Source organism: Paenibacillus lacisoli, from assembly GCF_030580655.1.
In the GTDB taxonomy this organism is placed as follows: domain Bacteria; phylum Bacillota; class Bacilli; order Paenibacillales; family Paenibacillaceae; genus Paenibacillus; species Paenibacillus lacisoli.
This window is the reverse complement of the sequence record NZ_JAUQTB010000011.1, coordinates 88104-105993: the sequence shown is the minus strand read 5'-3', so window position 1 is coordinate 105993 and position 17890 is coordinate 88104. Positions and strand designations below refer to the sequence as shown.

Annotated in this window: 18 protein-coding genes; 14 read left to right on the top strand and 4 right to left on the bottom strand. The window is 49.2% G+C overall.

What is annotated here, in order from left to right:
- Nucleotides 1-166 precede the first annotated feature (166 nt).
- The 6 genes from Q5741_RS16665 to Q5741_RS16640 all read left to right on the top strand — a co-directional run bounded on the left by Q5741_RS16665 (nt 167) and on the right by Q5741_RS16640 (nt 4780).
- On the top strand, nt 167-592 hold the full coding sequence (locus tag Q5741_RS16665) for a DMT family transporter (RefSeq protein ID WP_305025253.1): 426 nt from the start codon (nt 167-169) through the stop codon (nt 590-592).
- A gap of 57 nt (nt 593-649) precedes the next feature.
- Nucleotides 650-1348 (top strand): Crp/Fnr family transcriptional regulator, encoded by a 699-nt coding sequence (locus Q5741_RS16660; protein WP_305025252.1) that lies wholly within the window; start codon nt 650-652, stop codon nt 1346-1348.
- 33 nt (nt 1349-1381) lie between these two features.
- A complete protein-coding gene (locus Q5741_RS16655) occupies nt 1382-1873 on the top strand; it encodes a DMT family transporter (protein ID WP_305025251.1) in 492 nt (163 codons plus the stop codon).
- A 42-nt stretch (nt 1874-1915) separates the two neighbouring features.
- Complete coding sequence (locus Q5741_RS16650; protein WP_455430324.1) at nt 1916-2314, top strand: NUDIX hydrolase; 399 nt, start codon at nt 1916-1918, stop codon at nt 2312-2314.
- Nucleotides 2315-2353: 39 nt separating this feature from the next.
- The gene (locus Q5741_RS16645; protein WP_305025249.1) at nt 2354-4153 is read left to right on the top strand and encodes an ABC transporter substrate-binding protein; all 1800 of its coding nucleotides are present in this window, start codon (nt 2354-2356) and stop codon (nt 4151-4153) included.
- A gap of 120 nt (nt 4154-4273) precedes the next feature.
- Entirely contained in the window at nt 4274-4780 is a 507-nt protein-coding gene (locus Q5741_RS16640; protein ID WP_305025248.1) for a GNAT family N-acetyltransferase, read from the top strand.
- A 52-nt stretch (nt 4781-4832) separates the two neighbouring features.
- On the opposite strand, the gene Q5741_RS16635 is transcribed toward Q5741_RS16640, so the two are convergent.
- Nucleotides 4833-5717 carry a helix-turn-helix transcriptional regulator gene (locus Q5741_RS16635; protein ID WP_305025247.1) on the bottom strand — a complete coding sequence of 295 codons (885 nt, stop codon included), beginning with the start codon at nt 5715-5717 and terminating at the stop codon, nt 4833-4835.
- A 185-nt stretch (nt 5718-5902) separates the two neighbouring features.
- On the opposite strand from Q5741_RS16635, the gene Q5741_RS16630 reads away from it, so the two are divergent.
- From Q5741_RS16630 to Q5741_RS16615, 4 genes are all read left to right on the top strand, one after another.
- Nucleotides 5903-7084 carry an LLM class flavin-dependent oxidoreductase gene (locus Q5741_RS16630; protein ID WP_305025246.1) on the top strand — a complete coding sequence of 394 codons (1182 nt, stop codon included), beginning with the start codon at nt 5903-5905 and terminating at the stop codon, nt 7082-7084.
- Between the two features lie 16 nt (nt 7085-7100).
- A complete protein-coding gene (locus Q5741_RS16625; protein ID WP_305025245.1) occupies nt 7101-8363 on the top strand; it encodes an ABC transporter substrate-binding protein in 1263 nt (420 codons plus the stop codon).
- A gap of 145 nt (nt 8364-8508) precedes the next feature.
- The gene (locus Q5741_RS16620) at nt 8509-9381 is read left to right on the top strand and encodes a carbohydrate ABC transporter permease (RefSeq protein ID WP_305025244.1); all 873 of its coding nucleotides are present in this window, start codon (nt 8509-8511) and stop codon (nt 9379-9381) included.
- Nucleotides 9382-9397: 16 nt separating this feature from the next.
- Nucleotides 9398-10216: a carbohydrate ABC transporter permease gene (locus tag Q5741_RS16615; RefSeq protein ID WP_305025243.1), complete on the top strand. Its 819-nt coding sequence runs from the start codon at nt 9398-9400 to the stop codon at nt 10214-10216.
- A 254-nt stretch (nt 10217-10470) separates the two neighbouring features.
- On the opposite strand, the gene Q5741_RS16610 is transcribed toward Q5741_RS16615, so the two are convergent.
- A complete protein-coding gene (locus tag Q5741_RS16610) occupies nt 10471-10989 on the bottom strand; it encodes a DUF3231 family protein (protein ID WP_305025242.1) in 519 nt (172 codons plus the stop codon).
- A 271-nt stretch (nt 10990-11260) separates the two neighbouring features.
- Here Q5741_RS16610 and Q5741_RS16605 point away from each other — a divergent pair, with 271 nt between their 5' ends.
- Nucleotides 11261-12934 (top strand): ribonuclease J, encoded by a 1674-nt coding sequence (locus Q5741_RS16605; protein ID WP_305025241.1) that lies wholly within the window; start codon nt 11261-11263, stop codon nt 12932-12934.
- A gap of 173 nt (nt 12935-13107) precedes the next feature.
- Nucleotides 13108-15087 (top strand): GTP-binding protein, encoded by a 1980-nt coding sequence (locus Q5741_RS16600; protein WP_305025240.1) that lies wholly within the window; start codon nt 13108-13110, stop codon nt 15085-15087.
- Nucleotide 15088: 1 nt separating this feature from the next.
- Here Q5741_RS16600 and Q5741_RS16595 read toward each other — a convergent pair whose 3' ends face one another.
- Nucleotides 15089-15607, bottom strand: coding sequence for an HPP family protein (locus Q5741_RS16595; RefSeq protein ID WP_407074374.1), 519 nt, complete (start codon nt 15605-15607; stop codon nt 15089-15091).
- A gap of 120 nt (nt 15608-15727) precedes the next feature.
- Between Q5741_RS16595 and Q5741_RS16590 the strand changes: the two genes are divergently transcribed.
- Nucleotides 15728-16603, top strand: coding sequence for a LysR family transcriptional regulator (locus Q5741_RS16590; RefSeq protein ID WP_305025238.1), 876 nt, complete (start codon nt 15728-15730; stop codon nt 16601-16603).
- Nucleotides 16604-16704: 101 nt separating this feature from the next.
- Nucleotides 16705-17214, top strand: a complete 510-nt coding sequence (locus tag Q5741_RS16585; RefSeq protein ID WP_305025237.1) for a ferritin-like domain-containing protein — start codon at nt 16705-16707, stop codon at nt 17212-17214.
- Nucleotides 17215-17289: 75 nt separating this feature from the next.
- On the opposite strand, the gene Q5741_RS16580 is transcribed toward Q5741_RS16585, so the two are convergent.
- On the bottom strand, nt 17290-17835 hold the full coding sequence (locus tag Q5741_RS16580; protein ID WP_305025236.1) for a GNAT family N-acetyltransferase: 546 nt from the start codon (nt 17833-17835) through the stop codon (nt 17290-17292).
- Between the last annotated feature and the right edge of the window lie 55 nt (nt 17836-17890).

Sequence of the window (17890 nt, the reverse complement as noted above, 5' to 3'; positions counted from 1 at the left end):
ATTCAAGCAGTATACAATTACCCTCTTTCGGCTCATGTATATGAAGCCCTGAGAGGGTTTTGTTGTGTTTCTTTTCTAATTTCAAAATTAGGGACATATGTCCTTCACGCGGGGCGGCGGATGTTCTTTAATGAGAGAGGTAGATTTTTGCGAAGGAGAGAACAGCATGAAGGGAATACTGTACGCATTGATTGGGGGAGCCTGTATTACGCTGCAGGGCGTAGCCAACGCAAGAATCAGCGAAGATATCGGAACATGGCAGGCGGCCACGATTACACAATTGACCGGTTTCATTATATCTTTGATCATTCTGATGTTCGTCCGTGATGCCGCCCCCAAGGGACTCCGACAGGTAAGGCCGCTGTATCTGATCAGCGGGGCTTTTGGGGCAGTCATTATTTTCAGTGAAGTGACAGCGATACACAAAATGGGGGTTACCTTAACGATATCTATTCTGCTCATAGCCCAGCTGCTGCTCACCTTCCTCATTGACAGCAACGGCTGGTTTGAGGTGATGAAGCAGAAGATGAAGCTGCCGCAGTTTATTGGCATCGGCCTGATGATTGCCGGAGTGCTGATTATGAAACTGTAATCGTATGACATGTATAATAAAGGCATAACGTCATGAAATGAAGAGGTGAAGCCTGGTATGAAAATGATTCAAGATCAGACACAGCTGAAGCACTACCTGCAGGCTCACGGGATTGAAGACGTGTTTAATGGACCCATGATGAACCATTTATCTCTTTATACCTTTGATGAGGGGGAGCTGATCTGTTCCCAGGGAGAGGCCGCTGATCATCTCTATGTTCTGGTCAAAGGCAAGGTCAAAATTTATACTACTTCAGCGGAAGGCAAGACACTGATCCTGTCGTTCAAGACGCCGCTGGAGATTATCGGTGATATCGAGTATGTCCGCAGTATCCCGATCATTAATACCGTTGAAGCGGTATCTCCGGTTACGATGATGGGCATTCAGCGCCGCTGGCTGATGAAGTACGGACAGGATCATGCACCGCTGCTTAATTTTTTATTGAATATTGTGACCCATAAATTTTACTTGAAGTCCAACTTTCTCAGCTTTAACCTAATGTATCCGGTGGAGGTCCGGCTGGCCAGCTATCTGCTGTCGGTCTCCTTTGACGAATCCAATGCCATGTTCAAAGGTAAACTCAAGACATCCAGTCTGCGGGATGCAGCCAATCTGATCGGGACGAGCTACCGCCACCTGAACCGGGTTATCCAAAAAATGTGTGAGGAAGGGATGGTCGAGCGCAGCCGGGGTTATCTGCTGGTGAAGGACCGGCAAGCGCTGACAGCGGTAGCTAACCGTAACTTGTATGAATAACAGCACAGAATACAGAATGATGGGGGAATTTAGATGTGGATGGGTGCCATACTGGCGGTGATTGCAGGTTCGCTGGTCAGCCTGCAGAATATTTTTAACAGCAAAGTCAATGAGAAGACGGGTTCGTGGACGACAACGACGCTGGTATTGGGATTAGGGTTTGCTGCATCACTGATCATCAGCCTGCTGGTTGAGGGACCAAAGGCTTTTCAGCTAAACCATGTTAAGCCATGGTACTGGATCAGCGGTGTGATCGGAATTGGTGTCGTGATGTCTCTCGTCAAAGGTGTACGCTTGCTCGGTCCCACGTTTGCGATCTCCGTAGTATTAACGTCCCAGTTAGGTTTTGCACTGCTGTGGGATTCACTCGGTCTGCTTGGTCTTGAGAAGGTGCCGTTTACCTGGCAGAAGCTGACGGGTGTACTTATCCTGCTGGCCGGGGTGTTCGTGTTCAAGTTTGGCGGCAGCCTTCGAAGCAAATGGAAGTGGAAGAAAACACAAGTCTCGCAGCATGAAGGATACTGATGGTGTGACATTATATTGCATAAGCATAAAGGAGCATGGATGATGAATAACATTGATAAAATTGCCTGGATTCACCTTTCAGAAGGCCGCCTGCTGGCTGCCCGATCGCATGGGAAGGAACACTATTATATTCCGGGGGGCAAGCGGGAGACGGGGGAAAATGATCACGAAGCGCTGATCCGGGAAGTCAAGGAAGAGCTGTCCGTGCAGATTCAGCAGGAGACGATTCAGTCTTGTGGAACTTTTGAAGCACAAGCTGACGGGAAAGCAGAGGGGATAAAGGTGGTCATGGCTTGTTATTTGGCCAAGTATGAAGGGACACTCCATGCAGCCGCCGAGATCGCCGAGATCGCCTGGCTGAGCTATAAAGATCGGGAAAGAGTATCTTCAGTCAGCCAGCTGGTCATGGAGCAACTGCACGAACAAGGCCTGCTGCTGTAGGCAATATATTCGTGATTTCGAATGCGGGAGGCGTCTGTTATGCATCTGCTCCATTACTATCTTGAAATGTACCACAGATTAGGAGCTTCCTTATCTGTCCCCGTAAAAGCGGGCAGTTCCGAGCTTGAAGGTATTCTGTACTGTACCAAACGGAATGTGCGGCATATCCTGCATAAGATGTCTGACCGAGAATGGATCGTTTACACAGCGGGAGGCGGTCGGGGGCACAGGTCTACGATTATTTTTCTGCTTGAATATGAAGCGGCACTGAAGCAAGCGGCCGGCGAGCTCGTTCAAAGCGGGCGCGTGGAAGAAGCATTTAGATTGGTAGAACGACATGGACACGGCACTTCTTTTAACCTTGGCTCATTTATAGAGTGGCTGAATGCCTACTTTGGCACTCCCCTGAAGCATTCGGATGAGGATGCCCTGGAGGTACTCCGCCTGCCGCTCTACCGTAAGATGCTGACGGCTGACCCTGCTCAGGCATTTTATGGTCTGGACATCCATATTGTGAGCCAGGTGTTCGAGACATTGGTCGTTCAGGGTGAAGACGAAGGAGAATTTGTTGGCAGGCTGGCCCATCACTGGAGCTGCAGCACAGAGGGAACCCGTTGGCGGTTTGATCTGCGTAAAGGTATCTTCTTTCATCAGGGCCGGGAGCTGGAAGCCGAGGACGTACAATTCAGTCTGGAGCGGCTCATGGATCCGGCCCATCTGCAATGCTGGCTGGTTGAAAATATTAAATCTATACATATTTTAGGGAAATACAAGCTTGAGCTGATTCTAAAGCAGCCAAACTTTCGGCTCTTATCCTATTTAAGTTATCCGCCTGCATCGATCGTGTCGCGTAATGAGTTCAATCGTAGCGGTAAGCTGGTGGGCACAGGGCCCTTTCGATTAGCTTATCATACAGCGAATTTGTGCAGGCTTGAGGCATTTGATCATTACAGCGGGCACCGCACTTTACTGGACCGGGTGGAATTGTACTCCATTCCGGAGCATGAAGGCACCCGGCTGGATGAGAGACACTCGCTTTTACGAGTCCATACGGACGAACTCCACCCCGAGTCCAGCCGCTCGGTTCCGGACTGGACACAGCATAAGAAATTAACAGGCTGTACAGTGCTGACGCTGAACCAATCCCAAAAGGATAAGCTTCTGACTCTGCAGCCTCTGCGTGAAGCTTTGAACCAGCTTATCGATCGTTCGAGAATGGTGGCAGAGCTGGGCAGGTCCCGGCATTCAACATCGCAAGGCTTCAACTTAGAACATGCCGGGCAACAGCCGGCGGACTTTAATCCTGTCTATGGAAGGGAGCTGCTGGAGCAGTCAGGCCTGCCGTCCGGTAAGCTGCGGTTGCAGCTTCTTACCTACGGAAGGCATGAATCCGATGCCAGATGGTTGAGCCGTGAATTCGAAAGTTATGGAATTACGCTTGACGTCAGGGTGGTGGCTTGGGAAGAACTGCTTCAGTCTTCGGTCAGGAAGGAAGCGGATCTGATTCTGTATGAATTGCTGATTGGAGAAGGCATCATTCGGCTGATTGAAAGTGTTAAGTCCCATTTTATAAGGGATCACCTTCAGGCAGAGCAGATTTCCAGGATAAGCGGCCTGATAAGATCATGGGAGCAAGGACATATGGCAGGGGCAGAAGAGCTGCTGGCTGGAATAGAGGCTGTTCTGCGTGAAGAGTCAGCTGTCCTTTTCCTGGCAAACAAAATAATCTGCTGCTCTTCTTCGCCTTACCTGCATCATGTACGTCTTCATCCCAGAGGATGGGTGGATTTCAAAGAGCTTTGGTATGATCCTGCCATCGAAATGGAGAGCAGCGGATAAAAGGGGAAACTCCGAAAGGGAGATTCCCCTTTTTATATACGGCTGGAGCTCTTATGATTGAAGTGAGCGGACAACCAGTTTCTCAGTTTCAGGTGAAGAAATCGAATGGGGGTTAAAATAATGGCAGGAAACTTTGTCATAGAAGAGATTACTGCAATTGAAAGCGATCGGGAAATATTATCAGACCTTCTAATCCGCGTTGTTGCAGATGGGGCATCCATCGGCTTTCTGCCGCCGCTCTCCAGTAATGAAGCGATGACCTATTGGGATCAGGTGCTGGAACCGGGCGTGATCCTGTATACGGCCAGAGAGAGTGGGAAGGTCATTGCGGCTGTCCAGCTTCAGCTGTGCGGCAAGCCCAACGGGGCGCACCGGGCGGAGGTGGCGAAGCTGATGACACATCCGGATTACCGTAGAAACGGAGCTGCGCGTGCACTGCTGCGTACCGTGGAACAGCGCGCACAGGAGGGAGGGCGTTCACTGCTGGTACTGGATACCCGTGAGGGTGATCCTTCCAACCTCCTTTACCAGTCTGAGGGTTATATACAGGCCGGCAGAATTCCTGATTATGCAATATCAGAGAATGGACAGCTGGATGCCACCATCATCTACTACAAGAAAATTTGAAGAGAAGTATCTGCTTTTTTAAGCATAATGAATATTTAGAACAGCCCCTTCTTCATTCCTGAGAGGGGGCTGTTTGCTGTCTTAGCCGGTACTGCTTGGGTGTCGTTTCTGTCAGCTTCTTGAAGGCTTTGGAGAAGGTGAACATATCCGGATAACCGACAGTCTGTGCTATTTCAGTTAAGGTGTAGCTGGTGTCCCTCAGGAGCTCCTTGGCTTTATCAATTTTGAGCTGCTGTAGATATTGAATCGGTGTTATACCGTAGGTCTGATGAAAACGTCTCGTAAAATGAGTCCGTTCTACCCCGGCATGTTCTGCTGCCTGTGCGACGGTTATGCCTTCGGTATAATGTACTTTCATAAAATGCATTCCCTGCTCCAGCCAATCCTGAATAAACGGCTGGTCAATACCCGGGGCTGTCGTCGTGATCCGTTCCAGTTCGTGAAACAGCTGCAGAAAACCGGCCAGTCTGCCAAGCTCCGCGGATCCGGGCTCAGGGCTGGACGCCGCGTTCAGGATGTTCCACATCCGGCGGACGAGCTGGTCATTCAGAACGCCGGATTGATGGGGCTGTTCGGCGGTAAGCCCGATTCGCTGCAGCAGTTGGGCAGCCATAGGCCCGTCGAAAGCAATAAATAGCTTCTGAAGCCGGTGTTCCGGATCCGTTGCATATTCATGGGTCATGCCTGGAAATAAGCAGAATATATCATTCGCCCTCAAATCATAGGTCCCCCCATTTTGTTCAAACCGTCCGCGGCCTTCAATAACAAACATCAAATAGTAATAGATCGTCGTTCGAGGCCCGATATGATAATTCGGCTTCGCCCGGTTATGCCCGATTCTCAGCGGATGAGCTGGACTGGCTGCTTCAAGCTCGCCAGGGGTAAACAGGTAAAGTTCAAGTTCCTCATGATGGTCTTCCTGCACATTATTCCGCATCGTTACCTCCACACACAAAATGACAAGAAATGATAGGCACAAATTGACATTTACTAAACTCGACTGGATTGCTATGATTTAAATCACAAATACCCCACTATTGTGGTTGGGAATATGAGAATTATTTTGAGTGTACCATTGAATTGATAAAAATTAAACTTTCTTGTAAAGAAGGGAACCTGATTATGACTAACAAAAAAATCTCTTTCGGATGGTTTCTGCCTACAGCCGGCGACGGCAAATATGTTGGCGTTCAGCCTGAACGTACAGCTTCTTTGGATTATCTTATTCATGTTGCCCAGACAGCCGAGAATGCCGGCTTCGAATTCGTGCTCATTCCGACAGGTGGTGCCTGCCTCGATGCATGGGTAGTAGGTTCGGCAGTGATGAGTCATACGACAACCCTTCGTCCATTAGTAGCTGTTCGTCCAGGTCTGACGGCGCCTGTGCTGTCCGCACGTATGGGCGGAGCGCTGGATGTGCTGTCCAATGGGCGCGCCATGATTAATGTCGTGACCGGCAGCTCGGTGCAGGATCTGGAGGAGCTTGGCGATCCGCTGGCTCATGCGCATGATGAGCGATATGACCGAGCGGGTGAATATCTGGAAGTGATGCAGCAGGCCTGGACCCAGTCCAAGGGCATGGCTTCATCCGAATTCAGTGACGGAGGAGAAGGTGGGGAAGCACTGCCCGAACCATTCCAGGGTAAATACTATCAATTCACCCGTCCTGTTAATGCACCCGAGACCATCCAGAAGCCGCATCCTCCGTTCTACCTGGGCGGAAGCTCGGAGATGGCGAAGAAAATCGGTGTGAAATACGCAGACACATTCCTGCTGTGGGGTGAGCCGCATGCCTGGATCAAGGAGCAGATTGAAGACGTTGAGCGGGTTCGTAAAAGTTACAATGAGGAGAACGGTCTGAACAAGCAGCTGAACTACGGAATGCGAGCACAGGTGCTGATCCGTGATACCGAAGAAGAGGCCTGGGCAGCAGCTTGGGATCTCATCAGCAAGGTTTCTCCGGAAGCCATCGAGCAGGCAGAGAAGCAGTTTGCCAAAACGGATGCAACCAACCAGCGCCGCCAGAACGAGCTTCGTGAACAGTCCAAGGAGAACAAGTTTGTCGTAGGTCCTAACCTGTGGACTGGCTTGTCGCTCGTACGCTCCGGCGGAGCCATTCTCATTGTAGGAACCGCTGATCAGGTCACAGACCGGTTAATTGAATACGCAGAGCTCGGGGTTTCAACATTTATCCTGTCAGGTTATCCACACCTGGAAGAAGCCGAAATTTTCGGCCGGGAAGCTATGGAGCTGTTCCATCAGAAGTGGGCCCGCAAGAACACAGCTATAACAATTGGTCAATAATCTGGGAGGTCATTCTATGAAATCATTCAAGATAAAATCGATATTGCTGGCAGGCGTACTAACACTGACTACGGTGCTGTCTGCCTGCGGCAGCAGTTCCTCCGACGGTGGTTCATCTTCTGACGGAAAAGTAACTTTGAGTTTCCTCCACTGGCGTGGTGAAGATGTTAAAGCGCTGGATACCATAATCGACAAATTCGAGGCTGACAATCCCAACATTAAAGTTGAAATGCAGACGATGCCTTCAGACCAATATCAATCTACAGCCCAAGCCAAGCTCTCGGATGGCTCGGTGGGAGATGTATTTGCTTCCTTTCCGGGTTCCCAGTTCGAAGCCTTGAATAAGGCAGGGCAGTTTGCGGATTTGACAGGTTCTGATTTCCTGAACAACTATAATAGTGATCTGATCAAAGCCGGTGCAAAGGACGGCAAACAGCTCGCAGTTCCTTATCAGCTTGTATATAACATTCCGATTTACAATGTCAAAATGCTGGAGAAATATAATATCAAGGCTCCAACGAATTGGGATGATTTTTTGGCTATGTGCCAAACGTTGAAGGATAATGGGGTAACACCGATCGCTTTTGCAGGTGCTGACATCGGTCCGGGTCAATTTATGAATACCATGGTCATGAATAACGAGCCGAGCGAAGATATCTTCACCAAAGTGGAAGCAGGCGATGCGAAATTGACAGATGAGTGGTGGGTGAAAACGCTCAGCCAAATTAAAGAGCTTAACGATAAAGGTTACTTCCAGGCGAATGCGCTTGGGACAAAAGATGCGGCAGCCGGTGCCCTGTTCATTCAAGAGAAAGCAGCTATCCTGGCAAGCGGTTCCTACCAGCTCGCGCAGAACAAGGCCGCCAATCCGGATCTGGAGCAGGGTCTGTTGGCCCCGATTACAGTAGGTGCTGACCAGGCTAAATACGAAGGGGTGCACACAACAACCTTTATGCTGGCCGTGAACAGCAAATCCAAGCATCAGGAAGAAGCGAAGAAATTCCTGGCTTATCTGAGTCAGCCGGATGTCGCTACGGAGTATGCGAATGCAACTGGTCAGAACGTGACCGTCAAGGATGTGAGCTACTCCAGCGATGTGATGAAAGTCGTAGAGAGCTGGACTAGCAAAAAAACCTTGTTCCAACCGCGCTTTTCCATCATTAACGCTGATAATCAAAAGGCTGTAACCAATTCCATTCAGGCCGTACTTGGCGGTTCTTCTCCGGAAGATGCAGCCAAGGAAGCTCAATCGATTGTTGATCAGAACGTATCGAAATAAAATTGTTCGAACTAAGTATATGGCCCCAATTCCATGGCTTTGCTCAATATGCAGCTTATAGGCGAGGTGAAACCTTTGCTCTATAGGCTGCTGAGTAGATTCTGCCCGCTGGAATTCCGAGGCTATGCTGATATGGGAGGTAGCTATGCGAAACCGCAAGGTGCTCTGGTTGTTCCTGCTGCCAGGAACACTGCTCTATCTGTTCCTGTTCGTCTATCCAACGCTTGCGGGCTTCTTTTACTCCTTCACCGATTGGGATGGCGTATCTGAGTCTTACAAAATGGTAGGATTGGATAACTATAAGGACAGTTTTCAAAGCATCGTCTTTCAGAAAACCGTGCTGAACAATGTGAAATTTATGATCAGTGTGGTTATCATACAGACGATCGTTTCCTTGGTGCTTGCCATGCTGCTGGCCAAAAATACAAAAACGCGCGTGTTTTTGCGCGCGCTGTATTTTTTTCCAGCTATTCTGTCGTCTGTATCGGTAGGCCTGATCTGGTCCTTCATCTATGATCCCACGATTGGCATGCTCAATCTCGGGCTGGATGCGGCTCACTTGGGATCGCTGGCCAATAACTGGATTGGTGATAAGAAGATTGCGATATATTCCATTGCGTTTGTTCAGGTATGGGCCCACGCCGGCCAGATGATGATCGTCTTCATCGCAGGTCTGCAGTCGATTCCGAAGGAGCTGTACGAGTCAGCCCGTATCGATGGCGGCAGCCGCTGGCAGCTGTTCCGCTCGGTGACATGGCCGCTGCTCGCGCCGTCTGCAACTATTGTAGTGGCGTATACGACCATCCAGTCGTTCAAGGCATTTGACCTGATCTTCGTTATGACCGATGGTGGACCGAACTATGCGACAGAGATCCTGTCAACCTTTATTTACCATACGGCCTTCTCCAGTTACAAATTTGGTCTTGCTTCTGCCGGATCGATGATCTTCCTGGTGGTGCTGGCTGTCTTGACCTATATCCAATTCAAAGCACTGCGGGCCGACCGCATTTCGTACTAAGGAGGGAGAGGCACCGATGAAACCTTATAAATGGATCAGCCGTCTCATCCTGCTGATGTACGCATTTCTTATTGCGGCTCCGCTGTACTTTGTTCTGATATCGGCTTTCAAAGATTCGAACGCTTTCTTTGCACATCCGCTGGGCTGGCCCAAGCCACTGACGCTCAGCAATTTCCAGGCGCTGTTTGACCAGCAGCCGATGCTGAAGTATTTTGGCAATAGTATTGTCGTTACGCTCTCTACGGTCCTGCTTGTTCTGCTGCTGGGCAGTCTGGTCGCTTATGCGATTGTTCGGCTGGGAGGGTACAGCGGCCGGATCCTGTTTGCACTTTATGTAGCAGGACTGATTGTTCCATCCCAGGTGAATATGCTGCCAATTTATTCACTTGTCCGAAAATTGGGCTGGTCCAATCATCTGAGCGGTCTCGTTGTTGTGTCGATTGCCATGCTGCTGCCGTTGACAGTATTCATGCTGACCGGCTTTATGCGGATGCTGAACCGGGAAATTCTGGAGGCATCCAGTATAGATGGAGGAGGAGAGTGGACCCTTTACTGGCGGATGGCATTACCACTGTCGGCACCATCTCTGGCAGCATGCTCGACGTTCCTGTTTGTCATGGTGTGGAATGATCTGCTCATTCCGATGCTTATGATTAACAGTAACGAGAAGCTGACCCTTCCGCTGGCGCTTATGCAGTTCAGGGGAGAATATGTAACGAGCTATACGACACTGCTTGCCGGCGTCGTTGCGGCTGCTCTGCCAATTGCAATCCTGTTCGTCTTTCTGCAGCGTTATTTTGTAGAAGGGATGACATCTGGGGCTGTTAAAGGATAACATTGTTTGTTCTAGCGAGACCATGAACCGCTTACGTGCGGTTCATGGTCTTTTTTTGGTCTGTTTAGGCTTATAAAATAAAATTTAGCATAATTCATTATATGAAAAATTCAAAATAGATAATTGAGGATTTATTGAAAAACGAGAATGAAATAGAGCAGCAAGCCAAGGGTTTACACAAGCAAACCATTCTCAAGCTAATAAGCACAACAGCTGGCTTAGTTAGGCCAGCTGTTGTGTTATCCCGGATAAGCCTATACGCTAACTTCTTCCAGACGCTTCATTTGGAGTGGCGGAGGGATCAGCCAGCCTTTTTCCTTACTCATTTTCAGAATGCGAAGGCCGATAGCAGCTTTGGTAGCATGATATTTGGCGAATAATGCTCCGATATCTTCCCGGATAGATTGTCCCATCACCGTGCTGCAGGCGACCATTCCAGCGGAAGTTCCCGCAGCAATCATTGCGCCGATCTCCTGATCAGAGAAACGGGCACCCACAGGAATATCTTCAAGCCGTACCGGCGGTCTTTCGGGAAGAAGAGGTGCAGGCACCAAGCCGTTATCCGTCAGCAGTTCGTCACACTCCTTGATTTCTAGCTTGGCTTGATCGATTAAATCGTCAATCACTTTTTTCAGATCCTTGTCGCCCGCGTGATTGAGATAGGCTTGATAGGAGGACAGGGCTCCCTTAGCCATCATTGAGGCCATCCAGACATTGTAAATTTCCCCATAATGCATAGGCTCATCTTTCGGATTTCCGCTTAGAATTCCCACGATCAGTTCTCCTTTTAATATGAAATTGGATTTGAATGGCCGATTAAGCATGAAACAGCCATCAACGCCAGCAATCTTCCCGTTCGCTGAGCTAAAAAAACAGGAAATTTAAGATAGTAACTGTGCACTAAAATAAAACTAATTTCATAATATGAAAAATTCACAATAACAACTTAAATACAAACCACCATACATACCTCTATCACACCATGAATAAGTTCTCGCAGCATACCAGATAATAATCAAAAACCGGAAAAAGGTGGGGCAAACCTTGAAACCAACCAACAGCAAACTGCTGATCTCCGCCCTTGGAGGTGTGAATGAAATTGGGAAAAATATGTACCTCCTTCAATATGACGAGGATATCGTCGTTATCGATTGCGGTTCTAAGTTTCCAGATGAAAATCTGCCTGGAATTGATCTAATTGTTCCTGATGTGTCCTATCTGCTCGAGAATCAGGAAAAGGTACGGGCATTAATCGTAACTCACGGTCATGAAGATCATATTGGCGGAATCCCATATTTGCTTAAACAGTTAAATGTGCCTGTCTATGGAGCCAGACTGACTATAGGTCTCATCGAGGGGAAACTGCGCGAGCATGGGCTGAAAGACCGGACCGAGCTTCATGTGATCAACGCCGAGTCCACAGTAGATGCGGGTTCGATTCAGGCTTCTTTTTTTGCCACCAGTCATTCGATCCCGGATTGCCTTGGTATTGTGTTCGAGACACCCGAAGGCCGAGTTGTTCATACAGGTGACTTCAAATTCGATATGTCTCCCGTGGTCGGACCGTATCCGGATCTGCACCGCATGGCTGAAATCGGTAAGCAGGGGGTTAAGGTTCTCCTCTCCGAAAGTACCAACGCAGGACGCCCGGGCTTTACGCCTTCAGAACGATCTGTAGGGGATCATATTCTTGAAGGATTCAGCAAGGCCAGACAGCAAGTGTTCATCTCAACTTTTGCGTCTAATGTGAACCGGGTTCAGCAAATTGTTGATGCGGCTGTGCAGACAGGACGCAAACTCGTTCTACTCGGACGCAGTATGATTAATGTAGTGAGCATCGCCCGTGAGCTCGGCTATTTGACGATGCCTGAAGACCTCCTGATCGATGCCGGAGACACGGAAAAGTATCCGCCGGAGAAAATAGCTGTGTTATGCACTGGCAGTCAAGGCGAACCCATGGCAGCTCTTGCCCGTCTGGCAAGCTCCTCTCATAGGCAGATTGAAATTTTGCCTGGAGATACCGTTATTATTGCGGCCGGTGCTATTCCCGGTAATGAACGCAATCTTGCGCAGATTATTGACAATCTTTATGTGTTAGGCGCCAAGGTGATCTACGGTTCAGGTACAACATCCGGTATGCATGTATCCGGACACGGCAGTCAGGAAGAGCTGAAGCTGATGCTTACGCTTATGAAACCGGAGTATCTCATTCCGGTTCACGGTGAATTCCGTATGCTGTACGAACACCGGTTGTTGGCTGAAGCGGTCGGTATTCCCAATGACAACGTTTATATTATCCGCAATGGAGATACCGTAGAATTAAAAAATGGCCAAATGTCCTTGGGTGATCGTATTCCTTCCGGACATACCTTGGTGGACGGTCTGGGAATTGGTGACGTAGGCAATATTGTGCTTAGGGACCGCAAGCAGCTGTCCTCGGACGGCATGTTGATTGTCGTCACAACCCTCAGCAAATCGGAAGGCCGAATGCTGGCACCACCTGAAGTTATTTCACGGGGATTCGTCTATGTCCGTGATTCTGAGCAGCTGATGCGGCAGATTTATGAGCAGGCCGAGACCACGATGGAAGAGCTGACGGAAAGCGGTGCATCGAACTGGGGATTGATCAAACAGAAGCTGAAGGATCATCTTGGCAAGCTAATTTATAATCAGACCCAGCGCCGTCCGATGATTCTGCCTATTATTATTGAAGTTTAGCCAACCGTTTCGGCAGCCGTGCACATGCACGGCTTTTTTGCTATGTGCGGTGAAGATATCTTGCTTCAATTCACACGCAGCTGCCGGAGCTTATAACGATCTTTCTTTCCATAGAGCTTTGACTTACAATTAAATATAGAAAACCTTTTCATAGAGTACAGGAGAAGACAATCATGAGCAGCCTAACGATTCATCCAAGAAGAAATATCGGTATATTCGCCCACGTAGATGCGGGCAAGACGACAACAACAGAACACATTTTATATGAGAGCGGACGCACGCGCTCCTTAGGAAGTGTGGATTCGGGAACGGCCGTAACCGACTGGTTAGATATTGAGAAGGAGCGCGGCATTTCGGTTCGGGCTGCAACGACCTCGCTGGTCTGGAAGGATACCTATATTAATCTGGTTGACACCCCGGGGCATGTTGATTTTCTTTCCGAAGTCGAACGATCCATGCGTGTCATGGATGGAGCCGTTCTGATTGTGTCCGCCGCTGAAGGTGTCCAGGCTCAAACCGAACTGATCTGGAGCGCTCTGCGCAAGCTTCGAATCCCGACTGTAATTTACGTTAACAAAATGGATCGCATTGGAGCTGACCCGGACCAGGTGCTGAGCGACATTCATCGTTATTTATCACCTTCAGTTACACCTGTGCAGCGGCCAGTCGGGCGCGAACAGGAATACTCGGAATCCGTGGATTTATGGTCCGAGCTTGTGAATGAGGAGGACCGTCATACGGTATACGAAAGCTTGGCCGAGCAGGATGAGGCATTGCTGGAAAGGTATCTGGAGGGAGAGACGCTTCTGCTTCCAGAATGGAGGCAGGCTGCCACCCAGGCGGCGCAGCGTGGGGCATGGTTTCCGCTGCTGTATGGTGCATCCAGCCGAGGGATTGGTATTCATCAGCTGATGGATGCTCTGATTGACTATCTGCCGGGTCCTTCCGGAGACCCGGAAGCCCCGGTATCCGGCATCGTGTTCAAGATAGAACGGGACAAGACGATGGGCCGAATGGCTTTTGTGCGCCTTTATCAAGGGGCCATCCGTAACCGGGACAACCTATTTAACCATTCCCAGCAGATTGAGGAGAAGGTGACCCAGATCCGCAAAGTGGATGGCGGACGCTCGGAAGACGCGGGCCTGCTTCAGGCGGGCGACATTGCAGCTGTGTGCGGGATGCCGAATGTAAGAATCGGTGACGTGCTGGGCGATCCCTCCGGTATTCCGGAAGAAGCCAGACTGGCGGTACCTTTGCTAACGGTTCAGGCTCACTGGGCGAATGAAGCGGACTATCCCCGGACGGTTCAGGCACTGCAGGAATTATCCGACGAAGATCCGCTGCTGGATGTGCAGTGGATGCAGGACGAGCGCGAGCTGCATGTGAAAGTCATGGGGCCGATCCAGCTGGAGATGCTGACGAGTACTCTCCTAAGCAGATACGGTCTTGTCGTTTCTTTTGATCAGCCATCGGTCATTTATAGAGAAACACCCCGCCAGGCGGGAGAAGGTTATATTGCCTATACGATGCCGAAGCCATGCTGGGCCATATTGCGCTTCGCTATTGAGCCCGGAGCAAAAGGCAGCGGGCTGCAGTACAGCGCGCAGGTACGTTCGGAAGACCTGCTGCCGCAGTATCAGAATGAAGTTGCCCGCAGAGTTCCGGAGGCGCTGCAGCAGGGACTTTATGGTTGGGAGGTCGTTGATCTCAAAGTCACTCTGATTGAGGGAGAACATCATGTGTGGCATACCCATCCGCTAGATTTTGCTGTAGCTACACCTATGGGAATTATGAATGGTCTGGCTTCGGTTGGAACAAGCCTGCTGGAGCCGATTCTGCAGTACCGGATCACGGTCCCCGAAGAGAACGGGGGCCGGGTAATGAACGATATAGTTCAGATGCGGGGAAGCTTTGACGCGCCGGAGCTCCAAGGGGACCGGGTGATTCTTCAAGGCAGGGTGCCGCTGGCAACCTCAATGGAATACCCTGTCACACTGAGGTCGTTAACAAAAGGCCGGGGGACGATGGCTACCTTTTTTGCAGGCTATGAGCCCTGTCCGGAAGACGTTCACGCGGAGCGTACCCGGAGGGGCGTTAATCCGCTGGATCAATCAAAGTATATTCTGAGTGTGCGCAAGGCGCTGCAGGGTTAGCTTATATCCAGAATGTCGGGTACTTTCGGTTTTTGAATAAATTATTATACAACAAAGCCACACACACGATCATAATGGAGCCTGTGAGGACAGGAGTGACCAGAAAAGACCATGTACTTGCTGATGTGATGACAATAATAGGATTAGCTCCGGCTGGCGGGTGCGTTGTTTTGGTCAGTAACATGGCAGCAATACCCAGCCCTACGCCAAGCGACAAGGCCCAAACTCCGCTGCCCGCCAGATGAAGCACCATCAATCCGCACAAAGTAGTGAGGAAGTGTCCGCCAATGATATTCCGTGGTTGTGAAAGGGGAGCATCGGGAATTCCAAAGGCTAGAACACAACTGGCTCCAAATGGGGCCATCAACAAGGGCAGCCCCGTCGGGCTGGAGAAGCTTGCTAGTACAAATGCAGTGATGCTGCCTCCCAGAAAAGCCCACAATGCATGTACGAAATTCTGTTTAAGTGGGGAACGGGCGCTAGAAGCAAATTTCCCCAGGTATCTTTTTATATATTTCATTGTGTAAGATGCACCATCTTTCTTAATCAATTCTGTTCACAGTGTACAGAAATCCTGGACATCTGTATAATCGATAATACTAATGAGTGATATCGACCAAATAGATGGATGGTGTACAGGGTGCTTAATCAATTAGACGGCAAGTATATATATACATTTCTGAAGGTTTATGAATTGCGAAATATCAGCAAGGCTTCACTCCTATTAGGGTTTTCCCAATCTACGATCACAAACCATATTCAAATTCTTGAGCAGGTTATAGGGGCTAAGTTGTTCGACCGAACCATTCATGGTGTACGACCCACGGAAAAAGGCGAAACCTTTGCTGAATATGCGTATCAATTTTACAGCCTCTCCAAGAAATTAAATGACGAAATCCACGATTTTCGTGGCACGGTTAAAGTGAAAGCGTTGGAATCGTTTTGTGTAACCCATTTTTCAAGTCCGATTATTCAATTTATTGAACAATATCCAACCATCGAAATTGAATTGACGACGGGGTTTCATCAGAATGTGATCGATGATGTGCTGAATCAAAGGGTTGATCTGGGAATCATCCCCTTTGACCCCCAGAGCAGTAAACTGGAGTACACCCCGATTTTAGAGGAGGAGTTTGTTTTTGTTCACTCTAGTCGGATCACCCAAGAAAAGCTGATGCAAGCTGAGGTTCGAGTCATCGGGTTTGGCAACAATTGTATATATCAAACTGTAGCCAATGAGATGCTGGTTGATTACGGGAAAATAGATTACCGGAACATCGCATATGCCAGCTTGGAAATGATTAAGCAGACGGTGATTAGCGGGGCAGGTATAGCTTTGGTTCCAAGATGCTCCGTTGAGCATGAGTTACAAACAGAACAATTGCATATCTTCGATCTTGGAAAACCCGTACTTATTCATCACGGAATCATCGGAAGACAATCAGCTCAACCGAAGGAGAGCACCGAGATGTTTAAGCAGTTTTTGCTGCGGTCATTTAATACAATCACAACCTGAAAAAAACTGTACAAGGTACACATTCGCCTAGTTTCTAATATGTTGTTGAAGTGAGCGACATGAAATGGAGGGTGACCATCGTGTATCTAAACACTTACCCAATGCCTAGCCCCTACTGGGCCTATAATCCGGGATGGCAGCACTACTACAACCACAGCCGGCAGGAGCAGAAATCATACAAAACGCTGCAGGAAGCATTGGAATTGATCAAAAAGGCGGTATCTGGAGAACGAGAGGATGAGCTTTTTTACGATTATCTGATATCCGAAGCTCCAACTACGGAAGAGAAAGAGATTATCGAGACCATTCGAAATGATGAACGCAAGCACAATCGGATGTTCCGCCAGATTTATCAGGAGTTAACCGGTCAAACGATTGAGACTCCGCAAAATGTGGAATTCGAGAAGCCTAAATCCTATTACGAGGGAATCCGCAAAGCCTTATTTGGTGAACTGGGCGCGGTGGAGCGTTACCGTGATATTCGGGCGGGGCTGCCGGACCGTTACCATCGGGATATGGTTTTCGAGATTCTGACCGACGAACTGAAGCATGCAAACAAATACAATTACATTTTAAATCTGGATGCACGCCGAAGCGGGAAGAAGAAATAATCGGAATACGGTAAGAAAAAGGTAGGCACAAACAGGAGGCACACCATGGTGTGCCTCCTGTTTGTGCCTACTGCTTCATGAGATCGCACGAGTAAGTAAGGCTGATCCTGGCAGATCCAGTCGATAGCCCTTCACTAACGTTAATCCGTTCGTCGTATCCGTAGGGTAGTCCCGCTGGAAGCCAAGCTTTTCATAGAGCCTTACGGCATCTGCCATCATGTCCGAGGTATGGAGGTTCAAGGTGGTTGCACCAAGTTCTATGGAACGCTGAGCCGCCTCCTGGATTAACAGCTTGGCGATTCCAAGGCCGCGAGCAGCTGGGGAGACCGCCAGCAGTCGAATGATGGGGGAATGAATCCCCATCTCCGGCTTTCCGTAAGCCGTCTCCGAAGACAGGTAGAGTTGTACAGTCCCTACGATTGTACCATTCAATTCGGCAACGATACGGGCATAAGGAAGACTGCTGAAGGCAGATTGGCGAATCGAATCACGGTATGCATTCCAAGCTTCTACGGGCAGGACATCCGCATACTGCTGATAAGCTTCAACCATCATATCAGCGATCGTCTCCCGTTCTTCTTCTACAGCATCTCTGATATGCACAATGGGTGGGTTCTCCATCTTTTATTCCTCCTATACGGGATCTTCATGCTGGTCAGTATATCATCAAATACCA